Genomic DNA, 25,292 nt, shown 5'->3' with positions numbered 1-25,292 from the left:
CTCAGGTTTGCGCGCGCCGCTCGCGAGCGGTGACGCGCAACCCTGAGGCGATCAGGCGTCGCACGAGTTCGTGCCCGCTCACGTGCTCTGCTCCGGCTGCCACGAGCTGCGCGTGTATCTGTTCGGGCACGTCATAGTGATCGAGGTCGAACCCGCGCACCGGAATGTCATGCGCACGGGCGAACTCGTGGAGCTCGCCGAGGTTCGAGTCGCTCACCAAATGCGCCCAAAGTCGACCGTGGGCTGGCCAGCGCGGGTCGTCAATCAGGATCGCCACCCCCGAATCCTACTCACTCGCATGAGACACGGCGTTCGATGCTTTTGCCGATACGCCCTACATCCGGTAAAGTAGTCCTTTGGTGCGTCACGTTTTGCAGACTGATCGCGAAACTGTCGAGAGCCTTGCTTCCGCACCAGGACTTTCCAGTCTCATAAAGACAACTCGGAGCCGTGCGCTCCCAAGACGAAACAGGTGTGAAGTGGTTTACGCAGTAGTGCGCGCCGGTGGCCGGCAAGAAAAGGTAGAGGTCGGCACGGTTGTCGTTCTCGATCGACAGAAGGCAAAGATTGGCGCGAGCATCGAGCTGCCCGCCGTTCTGTTCGTTGACGGCGACGCTGTCACGACCGACGCTGACAAGCTCGCCAACGTGACCGTCACCGCCGAGGTCATCGGCGAAGAGCGCGGCCCGAAGATCGTGATCCAGAAGTTCAAGAACAAGACCGGTTACAAGAAGCGCCAGGGGCACCGTCAGGACCTCACGCGCGTCAAGGTCACCGGCATCAAGTAGAGCCACAGGAGACGCAGAGATGGCACATAAAAAGGGCGCAAGCTCCACTCGTAACGGTCGTGACTCCAACGCACAGCGCCTCGGCGTCAAGCGCTTCGGCGGTCAGGAAGTTCTCGCTGGCGAGATCATCGTCCGCCAGCGCGGCACCCACTTCCACCCGGGCGTCAACGTCGGCCGCGGCGGTGACGACACCCTGTTCGCACTGAGCGCGGGGGCTGTCGAGTTCGGACAAAAGGGCGGTCGCAAGGTCGTCAACATCGTGGCCTTCGCGGAGTAGTTCCGTAGGTTTCACAGATTTTTCTAGAAGGGGCGGGCTTCGGCCCGCCCCTTCCATTTACTCTGGGCTTGACCCAGACCGCACCGTAAAGGGAGGAACGCATGGTCACGTTCATCGATCGTGTGACGTTGCACCTGAGCGCCGGCAAAGGCGGAAACGGTTGCGTGTCGGTCAAGCGCGAGAAGTTCAAGCCGCTCGCTGGTCCCGATGGTGGCAGTGGGGGACACGGCGGCGACGTCGTGCTGGTTGCTGAACCGCAGGTCACGACGCTGCTGGCATATCACCACTCGCCGCACCGCTCAGCGGGCAACGGCGGGTTCGGCATGGGAGATCACCGTTCAGGTGCTCTCGGAGAGACGCTCGAACTGCCGGTGCCGATTGGCACCGTAGTCAAAGACGCTGATGGCCAGGTACTGGCCGACATGCTCGACCCCGGTATGCGCTTCGTTGTGGCGCCCGGCGGAATTGGCGGTCTGGGTAACGCGGTATTGGCGAACCCAAAGCGCAAGGCCCCCGGCTTCGCCCTGTTGGGCACTCCCGGTTGGGAAGGCGATGTCTTTCTTGAGCTGAAGACAGTCGCGGATGTAGCCCTGGTTGGTTTTCCGTCTGCAGGCAAGTCGAGCCTGATCGCGGCGATCTCCGCTGCGCGGCCCAAGATCGCGGACTATCCGTTCACGACGCTGCACCCCAACCTCGGCGTCGTGCAGGCAGGCGATAACCGCTACACGGTCGCTGACGTACCAGGTCTCATCGAGGGCGCAAGCGAGGGCAAAGGCCTCGGCCTTGAGTTCCTGCGCCACGTAGAACGCTGCACCGCGCTCGTGCACGTGCTCGATTGCGCGACCCTGGAACCGGGGCGCGACCCGCTGAGCGATCTCGACATCATCCTCGCGGAACTCGCTGCGTACCCGGTTCCAGAAGGCCAGACGCCTCTGCTTGAACGCCCCCAGTTCGTTGCCCTGAACAAGGTCGATGTGCCAGAAGCTCAAGAGCTCGCTGATCTCGTGCGCGCGGACGTCGAGAAGCGCGGGTTCCGAGTGTTCGAGATCTCCACCGTCAGCCACGCGGGCCTTCGTCAGCTCACCTTTGCACTTGGCGAGGTCGTTGCTGAACATCGCGCAACGCTCGCCGCGACTCCGGTTCAGGAGCGCGTCGTCATTCGGCCGCGTGGATCGAAGAAGGAATTCACGATCCGCGTCGAAGGTGGCACGTACGGTAACTTCTATCGCGTGCTTGGCGAGAAGCCATTGCGCTGGGTTCAGCAAACTGATTTTCAGAACGAAGAGGCCGTCGGCTTCCTCGGCGATCGACTTGAGAAGCTCGGCGTTGAAACTGAGCTCTTCCGCGCCGGTGCGGTGCCGGGCGCCACGGTCGTCATCGGCGAGGGCGACGGCATCATCTTCGACTGGCAGCCCTCGGTGACTTCAGCGGCCGAATTGATGACCGCGCCGCGAGGCACCGATCCCCGGCTCTTGCAGAGCAATCGCCGCACGACCGCTGAGCGACGCGACCACTACAAAGAGCGCATGGACGCGAAAGCTGAGGCTCGCGCCGAACTCGAATCTGAGCGCATCGCGGAGAGTGGTAGCCGCGCTGGGGACGACGAGTGAGCACAGATGCGCGCGCCCTGATCCCCGCGGCACGACGTGTCGTTGTCAAGGTCGGGTCTTCGTCAATCAGCGGCGAGAGCTCGCAAAAAATCGGACCGATCGTTGAGGCGATCGCCGAAGCACACGGTCGAGGCACCGAGATTGTGTTGGTCTCATCGGGGGCGATCGCCACGGGCATGCCCTTTCTGTCGCTCGATGAGCGGCCGAGTGATCTCGCGACGCAGCAGGCTGCGGCCGCGGTCGGCCAGAATATTCTGATCTACCGCTATCAGGCAGCGCTACGACCATTTGAGATCGTCGCGGGTCAAGTGCTGCTGACTGCCGGAGATCTGGAGAATGCCACACCCCGGTCCAATGCTCGGCGAGCAATGGACCGACTTCTCGGGCTTCGCATTCTGCCTGTCGTCAACGAGAACGACACCGTCGCGACGCACGAGATTCGCTTTGGAGACAATGACCGCCTTGCAGCGATGGTCGCCCAACTAATCGGCGCCGAGGCGCTGGTTCTGCTCAGCGATATTGATTGCCTCTACACCCGACCGCCAGACGAGCCGGGGGCGGAGCCCATCTTCGAGGTTGCCTACGGCGATGAGCTGGCAGGATTCGAGTTCGGTTCTGTGGTCGTCAACAGTGTGGGAACCGGCGGCGCCGCAACAAAGGTCTCGGCTGCCCGGATTGCCGCCGCCTCGGGTATTGGTGTGCTCGTCACGAGTGCCGACCTTGTCGTCGATGCGCTTCGTGGCAGCAGCGTCGGCACCTGGTTTCATCCCAAGCGATAGGGCACCGTGGCCCTGTCCGCTCGCTAAGCTGGGCTGATGCTCACTACGGCCATCACCGCGCGCGAAAGAATGGTTCTCGCCAAGCACGCCTCACGAACGATCTCGTTGCTCACCGATCAGCAAAAGTGCGGTGCGCTGATGAGTGTTGCCGACGAGATTACGGCCGCGACAGACGATATCGTGGCCGCGAACGCCGAAGATCTCGCGCATGGACGCGACAACGGGCTCTCTGAGGCGCTCCAAGATCGGCTGCGCCTGGATGGGCATCGCATCGCAGGGCTCGCGAGAGCTGTGCGCGAGGTCGCACGACTGCCCGACCCGGTCGGCCGAGTGCTGGATGAACAGGTAATGCCCAACGGGGTCGCTCTCACGAAAGTCTCGGTGCCATTCGGGGTCGTCGGCTCGATCTATGAGGCGCGACCGAACGTCACTGTCGACATCGCCGCTCTTGCGCTCCGCTCTGGCAACGCGGTGGTGCTACGCGGTGGGTCGGCCGCAGAGCGGACGAACGCCGCCTTGATCGCGGCGATGCGTCGCGCGCTGACTCAAGCCAACGTCGATCCGGACGGCATCCAGACGGTTGATGATTTCGGGCGCGATGGGGCGCGAGAGCTTATGCAGGCACGCGGGCTCATTGACGTGCTGATCCCGCGGGGGAGCGCCGCGCTGATAGAGACGGTGGTCACCGAGTCGTTGGTGCCCGTGATTGAGACCGGAGCGGGGATTGTCCACATCGTGCTCGACGCGTCCGCTCCACTGGAATGGGCCCGTGACATCGTGGTCAACGCCAAAGTGCAGCGGCCCAGCGTGTGCAACTCGGTCGAGACCGTGCTGGTGGTGCGCGAGGCTGCCGAGCGCCTGGTAGCTCCCGTCGCCGGGGCGCTGCACGCGCACGGCGTAACGGTTCACGGTGACGAAGCTGTCGCATTGTTGGCGGATCACGTCGTGCCGGCTACGGAAGCGGACTGGTCGACCGAGTACCTGAGTCTCGATGTGTCGATGAAGGTAGTCGCCGATCTCGACGAAGCGTTGGCGCACATCAGGCAGTACTCGACAGGACATACCGAGTCCATCATCACGGCGTCTGACACCAATGCCGAGCGCTTCTTGGCTGAGGTCGATTCCGCCGTCGTGATGGTGAACGCGTCAACACGATTCACCGACGGCGGAGAATTCGGTTTCGGAGCTGAAGTCGGAATCTCGACACAGAAGCTGCACGCTCGCGGACCGATGGGCCTGCCGGAGCTCACGAGTACGAAGTGGCTGGCGCGCGGCACCGGGCAAGTGCGAGCCTAACCACCTAGACTGGAACAAGCCTGCGCGACACAGGCACACCTGAACGGAGCAAGCATGACCCTCGCCACGATCCTGTACCTCGCAGCTGAAGAGTCCGAACACCATGGCAATGTGGCGCTCGAGACGGTCGGCTACGGCATCGTCGCGTTGATAGTGTTCGCCTCACTCGGTATCGTCACGCTTTCGTATCGCAACGTCGCCAACCGCCACGTGCACAAGGCGGAAGCCTACGCAAAGGCTCACGAGAACGATGTCCAGCAGGTGGGACACGGCCACTAGGCCCACTGAATGTCGGTGACGCAGGTTCCAAGAATTGGAGTGATGGGTGGGACGTTTGATCCCATTCACCACGGCCACCTGGTTGCTGCGAGCGAAGTCGCGAAATCGTTCGACCTTGATGAGGTCATTTTCGTTCCGACCGGTCGCCCGTGGCAGAAATCGGATGTATCGCCTGGCGAGGACCGCTATCTCATGACGGTGATCGCGACAGCATCCAACCCCCAGTTCACGGTCAGCCGCACGGACATTCAGCGCGACGGACCGACCTACACAATCGACACCCTTCGTGATCTTCGCGCTGAGTACCCCGGGGCTGAACTGTTTTTCATCACCGGTGCCGATGCCATAGCGCAAATTCTCAGTTGGAGGGAGCATGATGATCTGTGGGACCTGGCCCATTTCGTCGCCGTCTCTCGACCAGGCCACGCGCTGAGCACAGACGGGCTGCCGACCGAGGGTGTCAGCCTGCTTGAGATTCCGGCCCTGGCTATCTCATCGACCGACTGCCGTGAGCGCGTCCAGCGAGGAGACCCGGTGTGGTACCTCGTCCCAGACGGAGTCGTCCAGTACATTGCAAAGCATGATCTCTACCGGAGCGAGGAATGAGCACACCTGAGCAGCCGGCGAACCCACCGCTGACCCGCAAGCAACTGCGTGAAATCCGCAACACCGGAGCCACGCCCATCATCGCTGCCGACGTGCAGCCCGAGCCCGAGAGTGAACCGGCGCTCGACGTGTCGGAACAGCCGGGGGAGCAAACCGACTCGGAGCAGCAATCCGCACCCGAGATACCGGAAGCCCCCAAGACCCCGGCAGCGCCGTTTCCACGGGCCGCAGTTCCCGTGGATGTCGCTCCTGCGCCGGTTGCTGACTCGAGCGTCGACCTGGGAATGAGCCCGTTAACGCGGCGGCAGGCGCGTCAGCAAGAGCGCATCCGCACGGCATCCGTCCCGGTGATCACCCCTGAAGTCGCCGCGCAGCATGACGCGGAACAGGTCACGGCCAATGTCGATGCCCAGCGCGGACACGATGATGGACTGAGATCAGTCTTCGGCACCGGAGCTACTCCTGTAGCAGCACAGTCCTTCGACGACAGCGACTTCGCTCCCACCGTTCTTGATGAGGATGTGAGCGCAGACAATGAAGGTTGGCGCGACATGTTCGTCAAGGTTTCGCCAGAAGCATCTGCACTAGCGGCCAGCTTGGTTGCCGCAGACAGCATCGAGGCTCAGTCACGCGCCGCCGACGGCACAGCACCGTTGGTCGAATCTGTTGAGAACGATGTCGATGCGCGTGATGAACTCAGCAGTGAGTCAGATCGCGCTGTCGTCAATCCGCTGCTCGGTGCGAACTTGCTCACTGCGAAAGCAGCTGAGAGCGATGTACCGGCGTCATTCGATCAGATATTCTCCCGATCCACCGGTGCGGTTTCGACATCGAACGCGCTCATCATCTCTGACAACCCAGCCACTGATTTCGGTGGCGCCGTGACTGCTACCGGTGAAGTCCTCGTCACGGGCACGTTTCAGCTGCCTGAAGGCCTGGGATCGACCGGCCACGCGGTTGGCACCGCTGACAGCAAGGAGACTGATGCCGTGCTGATCGACGGGGAGCTGCCTGCACATTCTTCGCCCACGCCGATCGCCGCCAGTGCTGCGATCAGCACGGTCAAGTCTGCTGGCGAAGTAATTCGACCTCCGGCGCCTGAAAAGGGCAGCCGGCTCATGATGGCGCTCGCGATTACCGCGGGCGTCTTAGCGCTCGCCCTTGTAGGCGTGCTGATCGTCGCATTCGCGACCGGAGTATTCTCTTGACAGCAAGAACGTCCACTTACGAAATGGTTCAGATCGCTGCGGCGGCTGCAGATTCGAAAGGCGGCGAAGAATTGGTGGCACTCGATGTGTCAGAGCCACTGCCACTCGCCGACGCCTTTCTTCTCGTTACTGGCGGTAGCGAGCGCAACGTCGCCGCAATCGCCGACGAGGTAGAAGACCAGTTGCTTCAGGCGGGCCACAAACGTCTTCGTCGTGAAGGACGCAAAGAATCGCGCTGGGTGCTGCTCGACTTCGGCGATCTCATCGTGCACGTCTTTCACGAAGAGGAGCGCAACTACTACGGGCTCGAACGCCTGTGGAAGGACTGTCCTGTCATCGCGATCGATTCGCCGACAAAGAGCAGTTCTGACTGAGCCTCGTGTTCGGCAGTTCCTCCAACATGTAGTAATCTAGAGGGGTTGCCCCGGCTCCGGCCGGCGACGAGATGGGCCTGTGGCGCAGCTGGTAGCGCACCTGCATGGCATGCAGGGGGTCAGGGGTTCGAGTCCCCTCAGGTCCACAAAAAATCCCCGGTGATCCGGGGATTTTTTAGTTGTGGATGAGGCAGGGTACCTGCGCACACGTTTCGCACACCACGAATTCGGTATCGCACGATCGGATGCTGCAGTTCGCGGTGCGGTTTGTCGCAGTCCCGCACCCAGCGCACTCGCCGATTATCGCGGCCTCATCGCTGAAGTCAATCGACCCGCGCTTGTCGAAGACGTACAGTGACCCTTCCCATAGGCCTTTATCGCGGTAACGTTCGCCGTAGCGCACGATACCGCCATCTAGTTGGTACACCTCGTCGAAGCCACGAGACACCATCAGACTCGAGAGCACCTCGCAACGGATGCCCCCGGTGCAATAGGTCACCACAGGGCGGTTCTTGAGGTCATCGAACTCACCAGAATCCAGCAATCGCACGAAGTCTCTGGTGGTTTCCGCATCGGGCACCACGGCACCAGCGAATCGGCCGATCGCGGCTTCAAGAGCGTTTCGCCCATCGAAGAAGACGACATCTTCGCCGCGCTCGGACACGAGTTCATGCAGTGCGTCTGGCGAGAGGTGCGTGCCTCCGCCGACAACGCCGCGTGCGTCGACTTCGAGTTCGCCTGGAGCGCCAAAGGAGACGACTTCGTCTCGCACTTTGACGCTCAACTTGGGAAAGTCGCTGCTGCGTCCATCGACATCGAGCGGGCTGCCATCGCTCCACTTGAAATCGATATTGCGGAATGCAGCATATTCGCGTGTCTTGCGAACGTAGCGCTTTAGCGCAGCCATCGGCCCGCCCAGGGTGCCATTCAGACCGTGTTCTGAGATGAGGATGCGTCCGCGCAACCCGAGTGACTCCGCCAAATCCCGCTGCCACAGCCGTACGGCGTCGGGGTCAGACAGTGGCGCGAACGTGTAGTAGAGGATGATCTTAGAAACGGGCACCAGGAAAGTCTACGAGCAGCGCCTGAATAGCCAGCTAGAGCGTTACCGTGAGTGGGTGAGCTCTCAGCCCCACTGCCCGCACTGCCGGCGCTTCGTCTATCTCGATACCTTGGTCTGCCCAAACTGCACCACCCAGCTCGGATACGATCTAGCCTCCCGCCAATTTCATAGCGTTGTCGATGGCCAGGTAGCGATCGACTCGAACCTGCGTTTCACCTGCTCGAACCGCGAGTGGCTTTGCAACTGGCTCGTGGCAGATGACGCGTCGGCGGGCCGTTGCTATTCGTGTCGCCTCACACGTAGGAAGCCTGATGCAAACGACACGGTTGCGCTTGAGGCACTTGCCAAGACCGAAGAGTCCAAACGACGGCTCGTTCTGCAACTCGGCGACCTCGGCCTGCCAATTGCGCCCTGGTACCTGCACGAGGGAGGTCTTGGGTTCGATTTGATCTCGAGCCTCTCGGACGGCAAACGGGTGACGATTGGGCATGCGAATGGCATCGTCACGGTCGATCTCGCAGAGAGCCTCGATGATCGGCGCGAAGGCCTTCGGGTGAGCTTGGGCGAGCCGTACCGAACCATGCTGGGCCACCTTCGGCACGAGGTCGGGCACTACTTTCAGGGTGTGCTGCTGCGCGACGATTCAGACTGGGATCAATGCCGCAACCTCTTTGGCGATGAGCGTGCCAGCTATCAAGATGCGATCAAGCGGCACTACGCTCTGGGCGCACCAGAAGGGTGGCAAAGCAGTTTCATCTCCGAGTACGCAACGATGCACCCTTGGGAAGACTTCGCAGAGACTTTTGCGCACTACCTGCACATCACGGGCACCTTGAACACCGCTGCTGTCTTGGGCATTCGTCTCGATGAGAGTGTTTCTCGACTGCGCGACACCGACGTCGTGCCGATCGACTCATACCAGTCCGAGCCCGTCGAACGTCTTCTGTCGGATTGGGAATGGATGTCGGAAGCTTTCAACCGGGTGAATCGCTCGATGGGTTTCGGTGATCTGTATCCGTTTGACATCGTCGGATCGATCGCGCGGAAACTGGCATTCGTGCATCGTCTGGTCTCGCGTGCGCCGGTTGGGTTCGCGGAACAGTTCGCGCTCGCACGCGAACCCAAGACGGAATCGACGTGAGCGACCGATGAATGTAGGAACGTTCATAGCGAGAGCAGTGCTGTTGGTCACCATCGCTGGGTGTGCGTTCGCGCCCGCAACCGCATTCGCCGGCCCGACGTCGGGCACTGACACCGAGGGTGACGCTGCTGCGGCCGGCATCGTGCGCGTGGAACCCGCAACCGCGAACATGATTGCCGAGGCTGCAACTGCACGTGTAGCTGCGATGACGGTTGAGGAGAAAGCCGCGAGCGTGGTCATGGGCCACCTCCCTTCGACGGATGCCGCCACTCTTAGCGCCTATATGAACGACACCGACATCGGCGGGTTCATAATGATGGGAGCGAACGTTCCTTCATCTGAACAGTCGTTGCGCGCGCTCACGGCGTCGCTCACGGTCGATCCCGCTTTCGCGCCTCTGCTGGCGATCGATCAAGAAGGCGGCGACGTCTCGCGTCTCCCGTGGGATGACTTTCCTTCTGCGCTCACCCTGAAGAACGACCCCGTCGAAGCCGCCTACGATGCATTCTCTGGTCGCGGCGGCCTGGTGTTGCGTGCGGGAATCGGGATCAACTTCGGCGTTGTCGCCGACGAGACCGATGATCCTGACATGTTCATCTATCGTCGAGTGCTGGGCACGACTGCCTCATCCGCCGCCTCTCGCGTCGCTGCGGCAGTGTCGGGCGAATCGGCGACGACCATGTCGACCCTGAAACACTTCCCAGGTCACGGGGCAGCCCCCGGAGACTCTCACGCGGGAATTCCAGAGACGAAAATGTCGCTGACCCAGTGGCGCGACACTGACGCGGTGCCTTTCCAAGCCGGCATAGACGCGGGTGCGCCTCTGCTGATGTTTGGCCATTTGCGCTACAGCGAGATCGATAGCAAGCCGGCAACGCTTTCTGCAAAGTGGCATGACATCGCTCGGGAAGAACTGGGGTTTGCTGGAGTGGCGATCACCGACGATCTCGGCATGCTCGAAGCATCCGGAATCGCCGACTACGCTGATCCGGTATCGAACGCTGTCGAAGCACTCATCGCCGGAAACGATATGGTGCTGACATTGCTCAACTCGGATGAGAGCACTGCTCCCCGGATTGTCTCGGGAATTGTTGCGGCAACCGAAGACGGGACGCTGTCTATGGAGCGTCTCGAAGAAGCTTCGCAGCGCGTCGCGGCGCTACGACTTGAAATCAGCGGTGACGGACGGGGTCTCTTTCCGTGCGAAGACTGCAATCCGCTGGACTGATCACGCGCGCGCGATAACTGTCAAGAGTTCCTCGCGCAGTTGCTGGGCTCGGGCCGAGAAATCGCGCTGTGCCGCCACGTATTCAGCTTTGCCTTGCGCCGTTTCAATCTTGATCGGACTGAAACCCCAATCGCTCAGGTCATAGGGCGAAGCCCTCATATCGACGACTCGAATCTCGCGAGCGAGCTCGAAAGTGTCGAGCAACAGCTCGCCCGGCACCAATGGGCCGAGCTTTACCGACCATTTGTACAGATCCATCCCTGCGTGTAAACACCCTGGCTGCTCACGCTCAGGCTGGCTCTGCCGGCTCAGTTCCACTGAATTCCGGCTGGTGGCGGCAGGAGTGAAGAAGCGAAACGCATCGAAATGCGTGCAGCCCAGTTCGTGTGACTCCACGACCTCGTCGGTGCCCGACTGGCCTAACCGCAGTGGCACGTCGTGCCGATGCTCTTCGTCGCGGTAGATCATGGCCCACTCATGCAGGCCGAAGCACCGAAAGCTGGCACTGCGTGCAGCTGTCGCCCGCAATATACGAGCGATATTTGCGATGAGCGCGCCGTACTTGCTGCGAAAACCGCCGCCGTCGATCGTGAGCGCATCAGTTCCGCTGACCGGAACGTACCAGCGCCAGTTCGCTCTGTCTGTGTACCTCGCTGCTTCGAGTCGCAGCCCATCGCCTGGGTGCCACCGCCGAAGGACAGCAGGCTTGTACGAGTAGTAGGTATACAGAAAATCGTCGACAGGATGGGTCTGACCGATTGCAGCGCGTTGACGTCGCTCGCGGGTGAGGGCGTCCGCGCGTTCGTGATGCGCCTGCTCGCGACCATGCCACTCCGAAAGGGTTAGCGCAGGGGAAGCGAGCTCGTGAACACTGGGCACCCCTCGACAATACGTTGCGCTGCTGAGTGGCCGCTCAGCAGCGATACGCTCCATGTCGTGGGCCTCGACTACCTTTGAGACATGTGCGCAAGCTATGGGCTCGACCCTCGGTTTTCGGATCCGGAGGAGCTTCTCGCTGACAATGAGGATCTCTTCGATCAGCTCAGTGCGTGGTCACTGGCGAACGACGGCGCAACGCTGCTGCCTACAGGAAAGAACCTGCGAAATCTGAACCCGATTCTCGTATCGCAAAGCGGCGAGCGCACACTCGAACATGCGTGGTGGGGCTATTTGATTGACGGTGCTCCCGCAAATTTCCCCTCGATCAACACCAGGGCAGAGCGCCTTCGGGAACGACGAGAAACGCTACCCAATCGCGCTCTCGTGCCAGCGACGCGATGGTTCGAGATGCGAAAACCCCAGCGCACTTGGTATGAGTTCAACTCGGCGCGTGACCTCTTCGGTATGGCCGCCGTGACTCGGCCTGGTCGCACGGCCGACGGCACCCGCTACACGTGCTATTCGCTTGTTATGCGGCCAGCGTCACAAGAGCTGAGCGAGGTCCACAATCGCGTACCGCTGCTCATACCGGGTTCTTTCGCAGATGACTGGCTGACCAGCGATCTGTCGGCGGCCGAGCTCACGCAAGAGGCCATCGCTCAGTCTGAATCGGCTCTGCGCCGGGTCACAGCCCGCTCGATCGACAAACGGCCACAACCTCGTTCAACGGGGAATGACGCCCAGGGACTCAAGCTGTTCTAGAAGACCCGCACCATCCGACTCCGTCAGCCAGGGCACCCGGGAGGCGGCGTGGTCGTTGACCGCGGTACGCCCACCCGCCAGCACCGCCTCTGCGGTCGAGAGCCGCCGAATGGCAACGGCCGCCACTTTGTCGGGGTTCTCATTGGCAAACTCGGAATAGATGGCGTCATCGTGTTGCCCATCATCACCGATAAGCAGCCACTTGACATCGGGAAACTCCCTCGCCAGACGTCGCAGGTTCTCCTGTTTGTGTGCGATCCCGCTGCGGAACCAGCGATCGTGCGTCGGGCCCCAGTCGGTGAGCAAGAGCGAGCCCGAGGGAAAAAGATGACGACGCAGAAACTGGCTGAGAGTGGGGGCGACATTCCACGCTCCGGTAGAGAGATAGATCATCGGTGTACCGGGCGTGGATTGAGCGACTTTTCCCAGCAACACCGCCATGCCTGCGACCGGCTGGCGCGCGTGTACGTCGACGACGAACGAGTTCCATGCCGCGATCAGCGGCCGAGGCAGCGCGGTCACCATCACCGTGTCATCCACGTCGGAGACGACCCCGAAGCGAATCTCGGGGGCAACGACGAACACACGCGACTCGACAGGATCGCTGCCCTCCACCGACATGGTGAACCTCTGCCACCCTGGTTCAAGCGACGCAGGGAGCATCACATCGAGCACTCCACCGCGGTCAGTGACCACTTCGTGCGTCGCGCCGCCGATCGTGACGGTCACCTGCGCGTAGCCGATCGGAACAGCGGCGAAGCTGCGCCATCCCCGCACGCTGGCAAGCTCGCCGCTGGCTGCCGTTGGCAGCGGGGGCACAATCATCGTGCGCCCTAAGACCCGAGCCCAGCCCGAGTCTCCATTTCCGCCGCCGTATCCGGGAAATGCCGTGATCGTGGGGAGTTTGCCGCGAGCGCGGGCCCGTCTCTCGCGCCATGCGTGAAGCCGATACTCCAGCCGAGCGAACCAGAGCGCTTTTTTGCGCGCGGGCGCTGCGTCGTTCTCGGGCATTTCCCTAGTCTTTCACGTCGCCTACAGCGTCGCCTTCCATATGGCGTCGTTCGAGTCGATGGATGACTTTCTTCATCGCAAACACCGCGAGTACGAGAATGACAATGATCCCCACGAAGATGTATCCGGCGAAGTGAAGTCGATCGGCCAACTCTCGGTACGTGCCGGCGGCGAGCGCAGCCACGGGAATGTACAGCGATGCCCACACTATGCACGCCGGCAGCGTCCAAGCGAGGAAGCGCCGATAGGAGTATTGGGTCATTCCCACGGTGAGCGGCACGAGCGAGTGAAGCACCGGCAGAAACCGGGAGATGAAGATGGCAAGGCCACCGCGGCGATCGACATAACGTTCTGACCGAGCCCAGTTCTCGTCACCGATTCGCTGTCCCAGCCAAGACCTGCGGATCCGTGGCCCAAGCAAGCGACCGAGCCAGAACCCGATCGACTCACCGACCAGGGCGCCGATCACCACGGCAAGCCCCAGAACGAGGCCCTCTGCCCAGGACGCTACTGCTGTGCCAGCCACAATCACGATCGTGTCTCCTGGCACGATCAAACCGATCAGCACGCTCGTTTCGAGCATGATCGCGAACCCAGCGATGAGGCTGCGAACCAACGGATCGACAGACTGCACGGCGTCCAGCAACCACGTCAAGAACTCGTTCACCCCAAAATCCTAAGGGCGTCAGGAGCGCATTAGCCTGGGGATATGGCGCAGGTTCTCTCAACCTTTCTTTGCGATCGCTGGGTTGATCCTGCTCGAGTGCATCATGAGTTGACTGCAACCTCGGAACATTCCTTTTGGTTGGATGCAGGACCGGCAGCGCGCCTCGGCTGGAGCTGGGTCGGCGTGGGCGTTCCCGAACGGGACGCCACGCTTGTGGACGCTGTCGTCTGCGTTCCAGGTGGGCGCGAAAACGACACCTACGACGGCAAGTTTCGCGGCGGTTGGGTGGGGTGGCTGGGCTACGACGAGTCCGCATCGCGTGCGGGTGCGCCCTCTGCAGTAGATCGCTTTGCAGTGCCTCAGCGCCTTTGGATGCGAGCCACTCAGTTCTTTGCATTCGATCATGCCCGCGGTCGAATGTGGGCCCTCGCTCCCGCCGACGATCTCGCATCGCTGATTGAGACGGGGGAGCGGGCTGCCCGCGCGACGACGCCTCAGGTTCCCTCAGCGCCGTGTCGTGAAGCAGTTCCCCGTCACACCGCCGAGCTGTACGCATCGCTGATTGAGCGTTGCCGCGACGCAATCAGCCGTGGCGACGCATATCAACTGTGCTTGACGACCCGGTTCGAGCTTGAACTCAGCGAACAGCTCAAGATGCACGATGTGTACGCCCGGTTGCGCATGGCCAACCCGTCTCACCACGGGGGACTGATCATCTCTGCCGGTGTCGCGCTCGCAAGTGCAAGCCCGGAGCGCTTCTTGGAGGTCTCAGACGCGAGAGTGCGCACCAGACCCATCAAGGGCACTCGCCCTAGAAGTCCGAACGGTCAGGAGGATGCCGCGCTGCGTGCCGAGCTTCTGCAGAGCGAGAAAGAGCGCGCCGAGAACATCATGATCGTCGATCTCATGCGCAACGACCTGTCGAAGGTCTGCCTGGCGGGATCAGTCGCCGTCGAACAGCTGTTGGCGGTCGAGTCTTACGCCGCAGTGCATCAATTGGTGAGCACGGTGGCTGGCACGCTCGCGCCGGGGACGACCGTCGGCAGCCTGCTCGCTGCGACTTCACCGGCCGGCAGCATGAGCGGTGCGCCGAAACTCTCAGCGATGGCAATCCTGCACGGCCTCGAGGACGATGCGCGCGGGCTGTTCGGTGGATGCTTCGGTTGGGTAGGCGACGACGGCGGGTTGGACCTCGCGATGGTGATCCGATCGATCGTCGCGCATCCGAGCGGGGCGTATGTGGGGGCGGGCGGCGGAATCACCTGGCAGTCGAAGCCGGCCGATGAGGTGGCCGAAGTGGGCATCAAGGCGCGAGGACCACTCGCGGCGCTCGGCGCCACCCTGCCGCCGGGCTGGTGTGACATCGTCGGGTAACCTGGAAAGAGCGCGCTGTGCGCTTTCCTGTGCACCCCATGATTGGTATCACCACGTGAGTCATACGCCGTTTCCCGAGTCCGGTGGGTTCGACACCCAAGCTATCCAGGACAAATGGCAGGAGCGCTGGGAGAAAGCCGATCCGTTCCGCGCCGGTGGATCTGAAGACACTCGGCCGCGCAAGTACGTGCTCGCGATGTTCCCGTATCCGTCCGGTGATCTCCACATGGGGCACGCCGAAAACTACCTGTACTCCGACATCGTCGCGCGCGCGTGGCGTCACCGCGGCTACAACGTGCTCAACCCGATCGGTTGGGACTCCTTCGGGTTGCCAGCTGAGAACGCCGCGATCAAGCGCGGGGCGGAGCCGCGCGAGTGGACGTACGTAAACATCGAGCAGCAAAAACAAGGCTTCCGTTCATACGGGGTGTCGTTCGACTGGAGCCGCGAGCTGCACACCAGCGATCCGGAGTACTACCACTGGAACCAGTGGCTCTTCCAGCGCATGCATGAGCGCGATCTTGCGTACCGCAAAGAGAGCCCCGTCAACTGGTGCACCAACGATCAGACGGTGCTCGCGAACGAGCAGGTCGTCGACGGCCGGTGCGAGCGCTGTGGCGCAGAAGTAATCAAGAAGAAGCTGACCCAGTGGTACTTCAAGATCACCAAGTACGCTGACCGCTTGCTCGATGACCTGAACCAGCTGGAGGGGTTCTGGCCGCACAAGGTTCTGCAGATGCAACGCAACTGGATCGGTCGTTCAATCGGCGCCGACATCGACTTCCGGATCGAAGGGCGCGACGAAGCGGTGACGGTCTTTTCGACCCGTCCCGATACCCTGCACGGCGCGACGTTCTTCGTGTTGGCTCCTGACGGCGACCTGGCGGCAGAATTGGTCGCCGAGGCGACTCCAGAGGTCCAAGAACGCTTCCAGACCTATCTCGCTGGGGTATCGCGGCAGACCGAGATCGAGCGGCAGAGCACTGACCGTCCCAAGACCGGAGTCTTCCTCGAGCGATATGCAATCAACCCGGTCAACGGCGAGCGTTTGCCGATCTGGGCCGCGGACTATGTGCTCGCAGACTACGGCCATGGAGCGGTCATGGCGGTACCCGCTCATGACCAGCGTGACCTCGACTTTGCGCGAGCCTTCGATCTGCCGATTCGAGTAGTCGTAGACACCACAGCGCCCATTACCGGAGCGATCCCTGTGATCGAACTCGACGACGAGGGCGTCCCGATCGATCCTGGTATGGATGACTCGATCGACGAGCTCAACCCAGCCAAGACCGGCCTGGCTTTGGTGGGCGAAGGCCGCATGATCAATTCGGGCGCGCTCGACGGCCTCTCAAAGCGCAACGCGATCGCGCGCAGCATCGAACAACTCGAGGCAGCCGGTACCGGGCGCGCCGCCAAAACCTACCGTCTTCGGGACTGGCTGATCTCACGGCAGCGGTTCTGGGGCACACCGATTCCGATGATTCATACTGCGGACGGTCGAATCGTTCCGGTTCCTCATGAGCAGCTTCCGCTGCAATTGCCTGACGCAGCTGGCCTCGACCTCACGCCGAAGGGCACGTCACCGTTGGGTGGCGCCACCGAGTGGATTCAGACGACTGATCCCGACACGGGCGAACCCGCGCTGCGCGACCCCGACACGATGGACACCTTCGTCGACAGTTCGTGGTACTTCCTGCGCTTCCTCGCTCCCAATGACGCAACGCAGGCCTTTCCATCAGCCGAAGCCAACAAGTGGGCGCCGGTTGATTCATATGTCGGCGGCGTTGAACACGCCATCCTGCACCTTCTCTATGCCAGGTTCATCACCAAGGTGCTGTTCGATATGGGGTACATCGAGTTCACGGAGCCATTCTCTTCGCTGATCAACCAGGGGATGGTGATTCTCGGTGGTTCGAAGATGTCGAAGAGCAAGGGCAACCTCGTGCTGTTCAAAGACGAGATCGACGCTCATGGCGCCGATGCGTTGCGCGTCGCACTCGGGTTCGCAGGTCCGGTTGAAGATGACAAAGACTGGAACGATGTCTCGACGACCGGGGCGCAGAAATTCCTCGCGCGTGCCCTTCGCGTAGCGCAGGACGTCACGAGCGAACCCAGCGTCGTGTGGGCTGAGGGCGATCAGGCACTTCGGCGCGTGACTCACCGGCTGCTCGCCGACGCTCCGGCGCTTATCGATCAGACGAAGTTCAATGTTGTCGTTGCACGTCTGATGGAACTCGTCAACGCAACTCGAAAGACCATCGATTCCGGAGCAGGTGCAGCCGATCCCGCTGTGCGCGAAGCAGCCGAAGCAACCGCGATGGTGCTCGACCTGTTCGCTCCCCACACCGCCGAGGAAATGTGGGAGATGCTCGGTTACACCGGCTTCGTCGGTCTGGTGCCGTGGCGAGTTGCCGACCCCATGCTGCTCGTGGAAGACACGGCGAAAGCCATTATTCAGATCGACGGCAAAGTGCGCGCGACGCTCGATGTGTCCGCGAAGATCGATGCGGCGACCCTTGAGGACCTCGCTCGCACAGACGACCGCGTGCTGAAGGCGCTAGCCGGCCGCGAAATCACGCGTGCCGTCGTACGACCGCCAAAGGTCGTCAGCTTCAGCACCAAATAAACGCTCCTCCTCTGACTAGGCCTCAAAGCCGCCATGCACAATTGAACCTGCATGGCGGCTTTGAGCATGCAGGCGCCTTAGCGTGAGCGGGTGTCTGCAACGAAGGATCAACCCCCGTCCTCCCCACGCCAGCGGCTGGGGCTCGGGGCAGCGATAGTCATCGTCATCGTTGCGCTTGCCGTGACGGTCGGAATCGGTGTCGTTCGCTCGACTGTGCAGCCGAGCGAAGAAGTCATCATCGCGGATGCAACAGGCACCTCGAGCGCTGAAAACGAGGTGATCTACGTGCATGTATCGGGAGCGGTCACCGCGCCGGGGCTTTACGTTCTCGACCAAGGTGCACGAGTGGTCGACGCGATCACAGCAGCAGGTGGATTCGATGACGAAGCAGCGCCGAGCGCTCTCAACCTCGCGCGTCTCCTCTCTGACGGCGAGCAACTGGTCGCGCCGACAACCGCGGATCTTGAGAACACGCCCGGGGCAAGCAACGCTGCGGCCGGCGGGGCTGAGACATCATCAGACGGTCGGGTCAATCTCAATAGCAGTGACCGCGCGCAGCTGGATACGTTGCCGGGTATCGGGCCTGCGTTGGCACAGCGCATTATCGAATGGCGCGAGACGAATGGAAACTTCACGAGCGTCGAAGATCTGCTCGCTGTGTCGGGCATCGGCGAGAAGATGCTCGCAACCCTTCGTGATCTGGTGGTGGTCTGAGCGGTGTGGGCGCGACCGGGAGCGCGTCTGATCCCCGTCGTCGCGGTGGCGTGGAGCGTCTGTGCGATCGCGATTGCTGTCCCGGAAGCAGCGCGCGCAACGGCCGCGTGTCTGTGGGGAATCGTCTTCGTTGCGCTTGCAACGACGGCGTGGGTCGCGATGCACCAAGAGCGCCATGCGCTCACGCGAACGATCTTGACCGTTCTGATACTCATCACCATTGCCACGGCGGCAGGCGCGGTGGCCGCGACGAATGTCGCACTTGCAGCGCCGCTGCGCGCCGAGGTGACTGAGCTCGGCTTAGATGATGGGCGCGCGCTCGCTGTCGACGCCACCGTCGTCGGCAAGGTCGAACGACGCGCAGATGACAGTCTCGCGTTTGATGCGACGGCGTCAGTCATCGCAATCGGCGACGTCGAACATGCCGTGCACGGGCCGATCATCGTGCGTGTCGAGTCATCCGACATCACGGATAGAAGCGGCCTCGATGTCGGCGCGGTCATCGTTGCGCGTGGCACCGCACGCCCAGCCTACGAGGGGTCACGGGCACTCTTCGAGATCGCCGCGTCGCGCGAGCTCTCAGTGGTGGCAGCACCGTCTGGCGTCTTCGCCTTGGCATCACATCTGCGTCAGCACCTCGTCGAGTCTGCGTCGCGATTACCAGGCTACGGAGCCGAGCTCATCCCCGGCCTGGCGATCGGTGATACCGCGTTGGTGAGCGCTGGACTCGACCAGGCGATGAAGACGTCATCGCTATCGCACCTGACGGCAGTGTCGGGTGCGAACTGCGCACTCGTCGTGGGCATCGCGTTCCTCGTGGCGGCGCAATGCTGCGCCTCGCGAGCCGTGCGTGTGGTCTGCGGCCTGGTGGCTCTGGCTGGATTTGTGCTCATCGTCACGCCCGAGCCGAGTGTCGTGCGGGCAGCAGCGATGGCGATAGTCGCGATGCTCGGGGTGCTATTGGCCCGCACTGGTGCAGGGTTGGCGGTGCTCTGTCTTGCGGTTTCGCTGCTTCTGGTCTTCGATCCTTGGTTGGCTGCTTCGCTGGGCTTCGCCCTGTCGGCAGCCGCGACCGCCGCACTTCTGGTGCTTGCTCGGCCGCTCACCAACGGGCTGGCACGATGGCTCCCTCGCGCGCTCGCATTGGCTCTGGCCGTACCGCTGTCGGCGCAGCTTGTGTGCGGTCCGCTTCTCATACTGATCGCGCCTACGGTGCCGATCTATGGCGTTCTGGCAAATCTGCTGGCTGCACCGGCGGCGCCGGTGGCGACCGTCGTGGGCTTGGCAGCATGCCTCACATCGTGGGCGCCATGGCTACAGGATGGATTGGTCGCACTGACTTGGTTGCCGGCCTCGTGGATCGCTGGCACCGCGCGAACCGCTGCCGAGCTGCCCGGCTCCTCGCTGCCGTGGGCTGAGGGTCTGTGGGGAGCTGCGCTTCTCACCGCGATCGGTGTCGCCCTCTTTGTCGTGCTGGTCGGGGCAGGTCCGCGTCGTTGGCAGCGGCGCCTCGTCGGACTCGCGACCATATCGCTGGCGGTGGTGGCGGGCGTCGGTGGCGGCGTTGCGCTCTTGACGACGAGCGTCGGCCGACTGACGCTGCCGGCCGATTGGAGCGTGCTGGCCTGCGATGTCGGGCAAGGCGACGCGATTCTCGTGCGGTCTGCTGACATGATCGCTCTGGTCGACACTGGACCGGATCCGGCACTGCTGGAACGTTGCTTGACGAGAGCTGGTGTCGGCGAGATCGACATTCTCGTGTTGACACATTTCGATACCGACCATGTGGGCGGTGTGGAAGCAACGATCGGCCGTACTCGCACAGTTCTTCACGGCCCAGCTACGCCCGAGGGCGCGCTTGTCCTCGACGACCTCGCGCGCTCGGGTGCGCTCGTTTCGCAAGTGCACGCAGGCATGGATGGCGCTCTTGGGGATTCGCGCTGGCGGGTGCTCTGGCCAATAGCCGGCTCGTCGGCCGCGCCGGGCAACGATACGAGTGTCGTGCTCGACGTGCGGGGTGGAGGAGTGCCCACCATGCTGATGCTCGGAGATCTTTCGGCGGCGCCTCAGCAAAGCCTCCTCACGTCTGATGTGCTGAAACCGCCGTACGCAGTTGTGAAAGTCGCGCATCACGGCAGCGCAGACCAGTACACCGCGCTCTATGAGCAGGCGGCACCGTCAATCGCGCTGCTTACCGTCGGCGCCGACAACCGCTATGGGCACCCTCGTGATGAGATCGTTGCCGTACTCGATGACCTCGACGCGGTGATCGCCCGCACCGATCTCGCGGGCACTGTCGCTGTAACAACGACCGATTTCGGCGCGCAGATCTGGCGTGATCGTGGCGGGTGATCGCTCCCACCTTCACGGGCAATGTCATCCGCCGTCGATAGTCTTGTCTCATGCCATCTTCCGCGCGCCGACCCGCCACTCGCCCGGCTCGCAGCAGCATCCCCCAAGTGTCGTGGCGCGATCCCCGACCAGCGGCCATCGTCTTGGTCGCAGGCCCTGAAGATGTCTGCGCTGAGCGCGCGATTGCGGGAATCCGTGAACAACTGCGCGCACACGATGCGAGCCTGGAGGTCTCAGACGTCCGAGCCGACGATTACACCGCCGGCACACTCTTGGCGCTGACTTCGCCGTCGCTGTTCGGCGAACCTCGCTTGGTTCGAGTCACTGGCGTCGAGAAGTGCTCCGACGTGTTCCTGTCTGAGGCGGTGTCGTACCTCGATATGCCGCAAGAGGGAGCAACGGTCGTACTGCGCCATACCGGCTCAAGTGTGCGCGGCAAGAAGCTCCTCGATGCGGTTCGCGCGGGCACTGGCGGCGGCATCGAGATCACGTGTCCAGCTATCAAGCGCGACTCAGACCGATTCGATTTCGCAGCGGGGGAGTTTCAGGCTGCTCGTCGTCGTATCGCCCCGGTAGCGCTGCGCGCTTTGGTGTCTGCGTTTGCAGATGATGTGACCGAACTGGCGGCCGCGTGCCAACAGCTCATTGCAGATGTCGACGGTGACATCACGGAACAAGTGGTTGAGCGCTACTACGGCGGGCGTGTCGAAACGTCGGCGTTTACGGTTGCCGATACCGCGATTGCTGGGCGCTACGGTGATGCGCTGGTTTCGCTCCGCCACGCGCTCGCTTCGGGCGCCGACCCGGTGCCGCTGGTTGCAGCAATCGCGTCGAAGCTTCGCACCATGGCCCGAGTGGCAGGCAATCGCGAGCCAGCGAAAGCCCTCGCCGCACGGCTGGGCCTGAAAGACTGGCAGGTCGATCGTGCGCGCCGCGATCTGACCGGGTGGAACGAGATGAGCCTAGGCATGGCTATCCACGCAGCTGCGCGCGCCGACGCCGAGGTGAAAGGCGGCTCGCGTGATCCCGTCTTTGCGCTCGAGCGCCTCGTGACTGTGATCGCTACGCGCGCTCCCTTCGCCGAATAGAACGTCGCAAAGGCTCGTCAAGACACGAGCGTCACCAAAAACGAAAGGCTCGACCCCGAAGGGTCGAGCCTTTGACGGGATGACTCCCGGGGTTCTTCAGCCTCAGAGAGCCGAGACCTGCTTCGCGATTGCCGACTTGCGGTTCGCTGCCTGGTTCTCGTGGATGACGCCCTTGCTCACGGCCTTGTCGAGCTTCTTCGACGCGGTTGCGAGTGCCTTTTCGGCAGCGGCCTTGTCGCCAGCGGCGACCGCTTCGCGGGTGCGACGCACCTCGGTGCGCAGCTCGCTCTTGACGCGCTTGTTGCGCTCGTTGGCCTTTTCGTTGGTCTTGTTGCGCTTGATCTGCGACTTGATATTCGCCACGTTTGACGTCTTTCGTTCAGAGTGAATGAGAAATGCCGGTTCGCAGTAGAGGGGTGCGTTCCAGCGGTCGTGTGGAATGGGAAGCCCACACGCGCAAGTCAATGTCCGAGTCTATCAGGTCTGTTCGAGTGTGGTGAGCGCCAGGTTGAGCAGTGCGTTGAAGACGTCAGGCCGCATGGCGGTCACCAGGTGAGAGGTGCGTGGAACAACTACCAGTTCTGAGTGCGGTGCAACCCTCGCAAACAGACGCTCATTGACACGAAGCTGGTCGTATTGGCCGTTGATGAACCAAAGTGGAATCGAGATGCGCCCGAGCGCCTCGAGCAGGTTCAGCACGGAGAGACTGCGCAACGCCTCATCTTGAGTGTCGAACGCGTAGCCACCGGCACCGAAGTCGGCGCGAGTGTGCGGCGGCAGCGTGCGCTCTAGCACTCGATCCGTGAGCCACATTCCTCGGTCGGGCAGCGAGTCGAACCCGCGCGCGAGCGTGCGATATGTCGAGAGCCCGAGACCACGCGGAACTGCCGTGCATGAGGCCGCGATGAAGCCCGCAACAGGCGGTGCGTCTTGACGCCCCACGTACTCGATCGACAGCAGTCCTCCCATCGAATGGGCGGCGAGCAGCACTGGACCGCGCGCGGCGGCGTCGCGCACAGCGCGATCGATCGTGGCGAAGGCTTCCTCCAGCGTGAACTCGTCGCTCATTCGAGAGCCGTGTCCTGGCAGGTCGACAGCGACGACGTTGTTCCCGCGGTCACGCAGATAGCCCACCTGTGCGCGCCACATCGTCGCTGATGTGCGAATCCCGTGTACCAGGACGACCTCGACCGCCATGCAACAGAGGCTATTGCACCGCAACCGTGCCGTGCACCTCTCGACACGCAGGTCAAAACGGCTTCGTACGGGACATCCAGCCGTTCACCATAGAATCGACTAGCCATGTCACCCCGCGCCCTGAAGCCTCTCGAGCCGTCTGTCACCCCACCGGAGCAGATTCGCAATTTCTGCATCATCGCCCACATCGACCACGGCAAGTCCACGTTGGCCGATCGAATGCTGCAGATCACCGGGGTGGTCTCTGACCGTGACATGCGTGCGCAATACCTCGACCGCATGGACATCGAGCGCGAGCGGGGAATCACCATCAAGTCGCAAGCGGTGCGCATGCCGTGGTCGCTTGATGATCAAGTGCACGCACTCAACATGATCGATACCCCCGGCCACGTGGACTTCACCTACGAGGTCAGTCGTTCCCTCGCCGCGTGCGAAGGCGCCATTTTGCTGGTGGATGCTGCGCAGGGCATCGAAGCGCAAACTCTCGCCAACCTCTACCTGGCGCTCGAGAATGACCTCCACATCATTCCGGTGCTCAACAAGATCGATCTTCCCGCTGCCGACCCTGACCGCTTCGCCGCCGAGCTCGCTGGTCTCATCGGTGGCGACCCCGACGACGTGCTGAGAGTGAGCGGCAAAACGGGTCAGGGCGTTGAGGAGCTGCTTGATCGCTTGGTGCGCGAGATCCCCGCGCCGAAGGGTGATCCCGACGCACCCGCAAGAGCGATGATCTTCGACTCGGTGTACGACGCATACCGTGGCGTGGTTACCTATGTGCGAATGATCGACGGAGCGCTGGCGCCGCGCGAGCGCATTCAGATGATGTCGACGCGGGCAACCCACGAGTTGCTGGAGATCGGCGTGACCAGCCCCGAGCCAGTGCCGTCAAAGGGTCTTGGAGTGGGCGAGGTCGGGTATCTGATCACGGGCGTGAAGGATGTGCGCCAGTCCAAGGTGGGCGACACGATCACGCACTTTCGCAAGCCGGCCACCGAGGCGCTTCCCGGATACACCGACCCGAAGCCTATGGTTTTCTCTGGGGTCTACCCGATCGATGGCAGCGACTATGGCGTGCTGCGTGAAGCTCTCGACAAGCTGAAGCTCTCGGATGCTTCACTTCAGTACGAACCGGAAACATCCGTTGCTCTTGGCTTCGGCTTTCGCTGCGGATTCCTCGGCCTGTTGCACCTCGAGATCATCACCGAGCGCCTCTCCCGAGAGTTCGACCTCGACCTGATTACGACCGCACCGAGCGTTACCTACGAGGTGCGCACCGATGCCGGCGCTGAAATCACCGTTACCAACCCGAGCGAATACCCTGACGGCAAGATCGCCTCAGTGACGGAGCCGATGGTGAAGGCAGCGATCCTGCTTCCGAAGGACTATGTCGGCACCGTCATGGAGCTGTGCCAGGCACGTCGCGGCACGCTGTTGGGTATGGAGTACTTCAGCGAGGAGCGAGTGGAGCTGCGGTACAACATGCCGCTTGGCGAGATCGTCTTCGATTTCTTCGATCAGCTCAAGAGCCGCACGCAGGGCTACGCCAGCCTTGACTACGAACCAAGCGGGCAGCAAGAGGCTGACCTCGTCAAGGTCGACATCTTGCTGCAGGGCGACAAGGTTGATGCCTTCAGCTCGATTGTGCACCGTGAGAAGGCCTACGCCTACGGTCAGCTGATGACTGAGCGTCTGCGAAAGCTGATTCCCCGCCAGCAGTTCGAGGTGCCCATCCAAGCGGCCATCGGCGCGCGGATCATCGCTCGCGAGTCGATCCGGGCAATGCGCAAGGACGTTCTCGCGAAATGCTATGGCGGCGACATCAGCCGCAAGCGCAAGCTCCTTGAGAAGCAGAAAGAGGGCAAGAAGCGCATGAAGATGGTCGGTCGCGTCGAGGTGCCCCAGGAGGCCTTCATCGCTGCGCTCTCTGGTGACACCGAGGGCAAAGAAAAGAAGTAGTCGGATGCTGCGACCCA

At 62.3% G+C, this 25,292-nt stretch carries 25 protein-coding genes and 1 tRNA gene; 19 read left to right on the top strand and 7 right to left on the bottom strand.

Annotated elements, in window-relative coordinates:
• Position 1 precedes the first annotated feature (1 nt).
• The gene (locus WDU96_RS08325) at positions 2-277 is read right to left on the bottom strand and encodes a DUF4031 domain-containing protein (RefSeq protein WP_337338030.1); all 276 of its coding nucleotides are present in this window, start codon (positions 275-277) and stop codon (positions 2-4) included.
• Positions 278-479: 202 nt separating this feature from the next.
• Between WDU96_RS08325 and rplU the strand changes: the two genes are divergently transcribed.
• The 10 genes from rplU (at position 480) to WDU96_RS08275 (ending at position 7,363) form a co-directional block, all read left to right on the top strand.
• Positions 480-788: a 50S ribosomal protein L21 gene (gene rplU, locus WDU96_RS08320; protein ID WP_337338029.1), complete on the top strand. Its 309-nt coding sequence runs from the start codon at positions 480-482 to the stop codon at positions 786-788.
• Positions 789-807: 19 nt separating this feature from the next.
• Positions 808-1,065, top strand: coding sequence for a 50S ribosomal protein L27 (gene rpmA, locus WDU96_RS08315; RefSeq protein ID WP_337338028.1), 258 nt, complete (start codon positions 808-810; stop codon positions 1,063-1,065).
• A gap of 101 nt (positions 1,066-1,166) precedes the next feature.
• The gene (gene obgE / locus WDU96_RS08310; protein WP_337338027.1) at positions 1,167-2,675 is read left to right on the top strand and encodes a GTPase ObgE; all 1,509 of its coding nucleotides are present in this window, start codon (positions 1,167-1,169) and stop codon (positions 2,673-2,675) included.
• Positions 2,672-3,454 (top strand): glutamate 5-kinase, encoded by a 783-nt coding sequence (gene proB / locus WDU96_RS08305; RefSeq protein ID WP_337338026.1) that lies wholly within the window; start codon positions 2,672-2,674, stop codon positions 3,452-3,454. The genes obgE and proB overlap by 4 nt, the downstream gene beginning before the upstream one ends.
• A gap of 36 nt (positions 3,455-3,490) precedes the next feature.
• Positions 3,491-4,750 carry a glutamate-5-semialdehyde dehydrogenase gene (locus WDU96_RS08300; RefSeq protein ID WP_337338025.1) on the top strand — a complete coding sequence of 420 codons (1,260 nt, stop codon included), beginning with the start codon at positions 3,491-3,493 and terminating at the stop codon, positions 4,748-4,750.
• A gap of 54 nt (positions 4,751-4,804) precedes the next feature.
• Complete coding sequence (locus WDU96_RS08295; RefSeq protein WP_337338024.1) at positions 4,805-5,029, top strand: hypothetical protein; 225 nt, start codon at positions 4,805-4,807, stop codon at positions 5,027-5,029.
• Positions 5,030-5,038: 9 nt separating this feature from the next.
• Positions 5,039-5,635: a nicotinate-nucleotide adenylyltransferase gene (gene nadD / locus WDU96_RS08290; RefSeq protein ID WP_337338023.1), complete on the top strand. Its 597-nt coding sequence runs from the start codon at positions 5,039-5,041 to the stop codon at positions 5,633-5,635.
• Positions 5,632-6,843 (top strand): hypothetical protein, encoded by a 1,212-nt coding sequence (locus WDU96_RS08285; RefSeq protein WP_337338022.1) that lies wholly within the window; start codon positions 5,632-5,634, stop codon positions 6,841-6,843. Before nadD ends, WDU96_RS08285 begins: the two co-directional genes overlap by 4 nt.
• Before the next feature lie 23 nt (positions 6,844-6,866).
• Positions 6,867-7,217, top strand: coding sequence for a ribosome silencing factor (gene rsfS, locus WDU96_RS08280; protein WP_337338021.1), 351 nt, complete (start codon positions 6,867-6,869; stop codon positions 7,215-7,217).
• A 73-nt stretch (positions 7,218-7,290) separates the two neighbouring features.
• Positions 7,291-7,363 (top strand) — tRNA-Ala (locus tag WDU96_RS08275).
• 29 nt (positions 7,364-7,392) lie between these two features.
• Here the strand turns inward: WDU96_RS08275 and trhO are convergent.
• Positions 7,393-8,280 (bottom strand): oxygen-dependent tRNA uridine(34) hydroxylase TrhO, encoded by an 888-nt coding sequence (trhO, locus tag WDU96_RS08270; protein ID WP_337338020.1) that lies wholly within the window; start codon positions 8,278-8,280, stop codon positions 7,393-7,395.
• A 55-nt stretch (positions 8,281-8,335) separates the two neighbouring features.
• Between trhO and WDU96_RS08265 the strand changes: the two genes are divergently transcribed.
• Positions 8,336-9,421 carry a zinc-binding metallopeptidase family protein gene (locus WDU96_RS08265; protein WP_337338019.1) on the top strand — a complete coding sequence of 362 codons (1,086 nt, stop codon included), beginning with the start codon at positions 8,336-8,338 and terminating at the stop codon, positions 9,419-9,421.
• 37 nt (positions 9,422-9,458) lie between these two features.
• Positions 9,459-10,649 (top strand): glycoside hydrolase family 3 N-terminal domain-containing protein, encoded by a 1,191-nt coding sequence (locus WDU96_RS08260; RefSeq protein ID WP_337338018.1) that lies wholly within the window; start codon positions 9,459-9,461, stop codon positions 10,647-10,649.
• Here the strand turns inward: WDU96_RS08260 and WDU96_RS08255 are convergent, their stop codons facing one another.
• The gene (locus WDU96_RS08255; RefSeq protein WP_337338017.1) at positions 10,650-11,528 is read right to left on the bottom strand and encodes a 3-methyladenine DNA glycosylase; all 879 of its coding nucleotides are present in this window, start codon (positions 11,526-11,528) and stop codon (positions 10,650-10,652) included.
• Between the two features lie 81 nt (positions 11,529-11,609).
• Between WDU96_RS08255 and WDU96_RS08250 the strand changes: the two genes are divergently transcribed.
• Entirely contained in the window at positions 11,610-12,290 is a 681-nt protein-coding gene (locus WDU96_RS08250) for an SOS response-associated peptidase family protein (RefSeq protein ID WP_337338016.1), read from the top strand.
• Here the strand turns inward: WDU96_RS08250 and WDU96_RS08245 are convergent.
• Positions 12,252-13,301: an App1 family protein gene (locus WDU96_RS08245; protein WP_337338015.1), complete on the bottom strand. Its 1,050-nt coding sequence runs from the start codon at positions 13,299-13,301 to the stop codon at positions 12,252-12,254. The two genes, WDU96_RS08250 and WDU96_RS08245, sit on opposite strands and share 39 nt — an antisense overlap.
• A 4-nt stretch (positions 13,302-13,305) precedes the next feature.
• The gene (locus tag WDU96_RS08240; protein WP_337338014.1) at positions 13,306-13,968 is read right to left on the bottom strand and encodes a DedA family protein; all 663 of its coding nucleotides are present in this window, start codon (positions 13,966-13,968) and stop codon (positions 13,306-13,308) included.
• 42 nt (positions 13,969-14,010) lie between these two features.
• Between WDU96_RS08240 and WDU96_RS08235 the strand changes: the two genes are divergently transcribed.
• The 5 genes from WDU96_RS08235 (at position 14,011) to holA (ending at position 22,122) form a co-directional block, all read left to right on the top strand.
• Positions 14,011-15,342, top strand: a complete 1,332-nt coding sequence (locus WDU96_RS08235) for an anthranilate synthase component I family protein (RefSeq protein WP_337338013.1) — start codon at positions 14,011-14,013, stop codon at positions 15,340-15,342.
• A gap of 55 nt (positions 15,343-15,397) precedes the next feature.
• Positions 15,398-17,968, top strand: coding sequence for a leucine--tRNA ligase (gene leuS, locus WDU96_RS08230; RefSeq protein WP_337338012.1), 2,571 nt, complete (start codon positions 15,398-15,400; stop codon positions 17,966-17,968).
• A gap of 90 nt (positions 17,969-18,058) precedes the next feature.
• The gene (locus WDU96_RS08225; protein WP_337338011.1) at positions 18,059-18,682 is read left to right on the top strand and encodes a ComEA family DNA-binding protein; all 624 of its coding nucleotides are present in this window, start codon (positions 18,059-18,061) and stop codon (positions 18,680-18,682) included.
• 3 nt (positions 18,683-18,685) lie between these two features.
• A complete protein-coding gene (locus WDU96_RS08220; protein WP_337338010.1) occupies positions 18,686-21,034 on the top strand; it encodes a ComEC/Rec2 family competence protein in 2,349 nt (782 codons plus the stop codon).
• A gap of 50 nt (positions 21,035-21,084) precedes the next feature.
• Positions 21,085-22,122, top strand: a complete 1,038-nt coding sequence (holA, locus tag WDU96_RS08215; protein ID WP_337338009.1) for a DNA polymerase III subunit delta — start codon at positions 21,085-21,087, stop codon at positions 22,120-22,122.
• Positions 22,123-22,224: 102 nt separating this feature from the next.
• Here the strand turns inward: holA and rpsT are convergent, their stop codons facing one another.
• On the bottom strand, positions 22,225-22,485 hold the full coding sequence (rpsT, locus tag WDU96_RS08210) for a 30S ribosomal protein S20 (RefSeq protein ID WP_337338008.1): 261 nt from the start codon (positions 22,483-22,485) through the stop codon (positions 22,225-22,227).
• Between the two features lie 114 nt (positions 22,486-22,599).
• The gene (locus WDU96_RS08205; RefSeq protein WP_337338007.1) at positions 22,600-23,319 is read right to left on the bottom strand and encodes an alpha/beta fold hydrolase; all 720 of its coding nucleotides are present in this window, start codon (positions 23,317-23,319) and stop codon (positions 22,600-22,602) included.
• Between the two features lie 105 nt (positions 23,320-23,424).
• On the opposite strand from WDU96_RS08205, the gene lepA reads away from it, so the two are divergent.
• Positions 23,425-25,275 (top strand): translation elongation factor 4, encoded by a 1,851-nt coding sequence (gene lepA / locus WDU96_RS08200; RefSeq protein ID WP_337338006.1) that lies wholly within the window; start codon positions 23,425-23,427, stop codon positions 25,273-25,275.
• Positions 25,276-25,292 lie beyond the last annotated feature (17 nt).

Source organism: Microbacterium marmarense (assembly GCF_037204165.1).
GTDB lineage: Bacteria > Actinomycetota > Actinomycetes > Actinomycetales > Microbacteriaceae > Microbacterium > Microbacterium marmarense.
This window is presented reverse-complemented; position numbering and strand designations above follow the sequence as displayed.

Coding starts and splice junctions, on each gene's coding strand:
- rpmA (WP_337338028.1), top strand. CDS start 808: ATGGCACATAAAAAGGGCGCAAGCTCCACTCGTAACGGTCGTGACTCC.
- obgE (WP_337338027.1), top strand. CDS start 1,167: ATGGTCACGTTCATCGATCGTGTGACGTTGCACCTGAGCGCCGGCAAA.
- WDU96_RS08300 (WP_337338025.1), top strand. CDS start 3,491: ATGCTCACTACGGCCATCACCGCGCGCGAAAGAATGGTTCTCGCCAAG.
- WDU96_RS08295 (WP_337338024.1), top strand. CDS start 4,805: ATGACCCTCGCCACGATCCTGTACCTCGCAGCTGAAGAGTCCGAACAC.
- nadD (WP_337338023.1), top strand. CDS start 5,039: ATGTCGGTGACGCAGGTTCCAAGAATTGGAGTGATGGGTGGGACGTTT.
- WDU96_RS08285 (WP_337338022.1), top strand. CDS start 5,632: ATGAGCACACCTGAGCAGCCGGCGAACCCACCGCTGACCCGCAAGCAA.
- rsfS (WP_337338021.1), top strand. CDS start 6,867: ATGGTTCAGATCGCTGCGGCGGCTGCAGATTCGAAAGGCGGCGAAGAA.
- WDU96_RS08250 (WP_337338016.1), top strand. CDS start 11,610: ATGTGCGCAAGCTATGGGCTCGACCCTCGGTTTTCGGATCCGGAGGAG.
- WDU96_RS08245 (WP_337338015.1), bottom strand. CDS start 13,301: ATGCCCGAGAACGACGCAGCGCCCGCGCGCAAAAAAGCGCTCTGGTTC.
- WDU96_RS08235 (WP_337338013.1), top strand. CDS start 14,011: ATGGCGCAGGTTCTCTCAACCTTTCTTTGCGATCGCTGGGTTGATCCT.
- holA (WP_337338009.1), top strand. CDS start 21,085: ATGCCATCTTCCGCGCGCCGACCCGCCACTCGCCCGGCTCGCAGCAGC.
- WDU96_RS08205 (WP_337338007.1), bottom strand. CDS start 23,319: ATGGCGGTCGAGGTCGTCCTGGTACACGGGATTCGCACATCAGCGACG.
- lepA (WP_337338006.1), top strand. CDS start 23,425: ATGTCACCCCGCGCCCTGAAGCCTCTCGAGCCGTCTGTCACCCCACCG.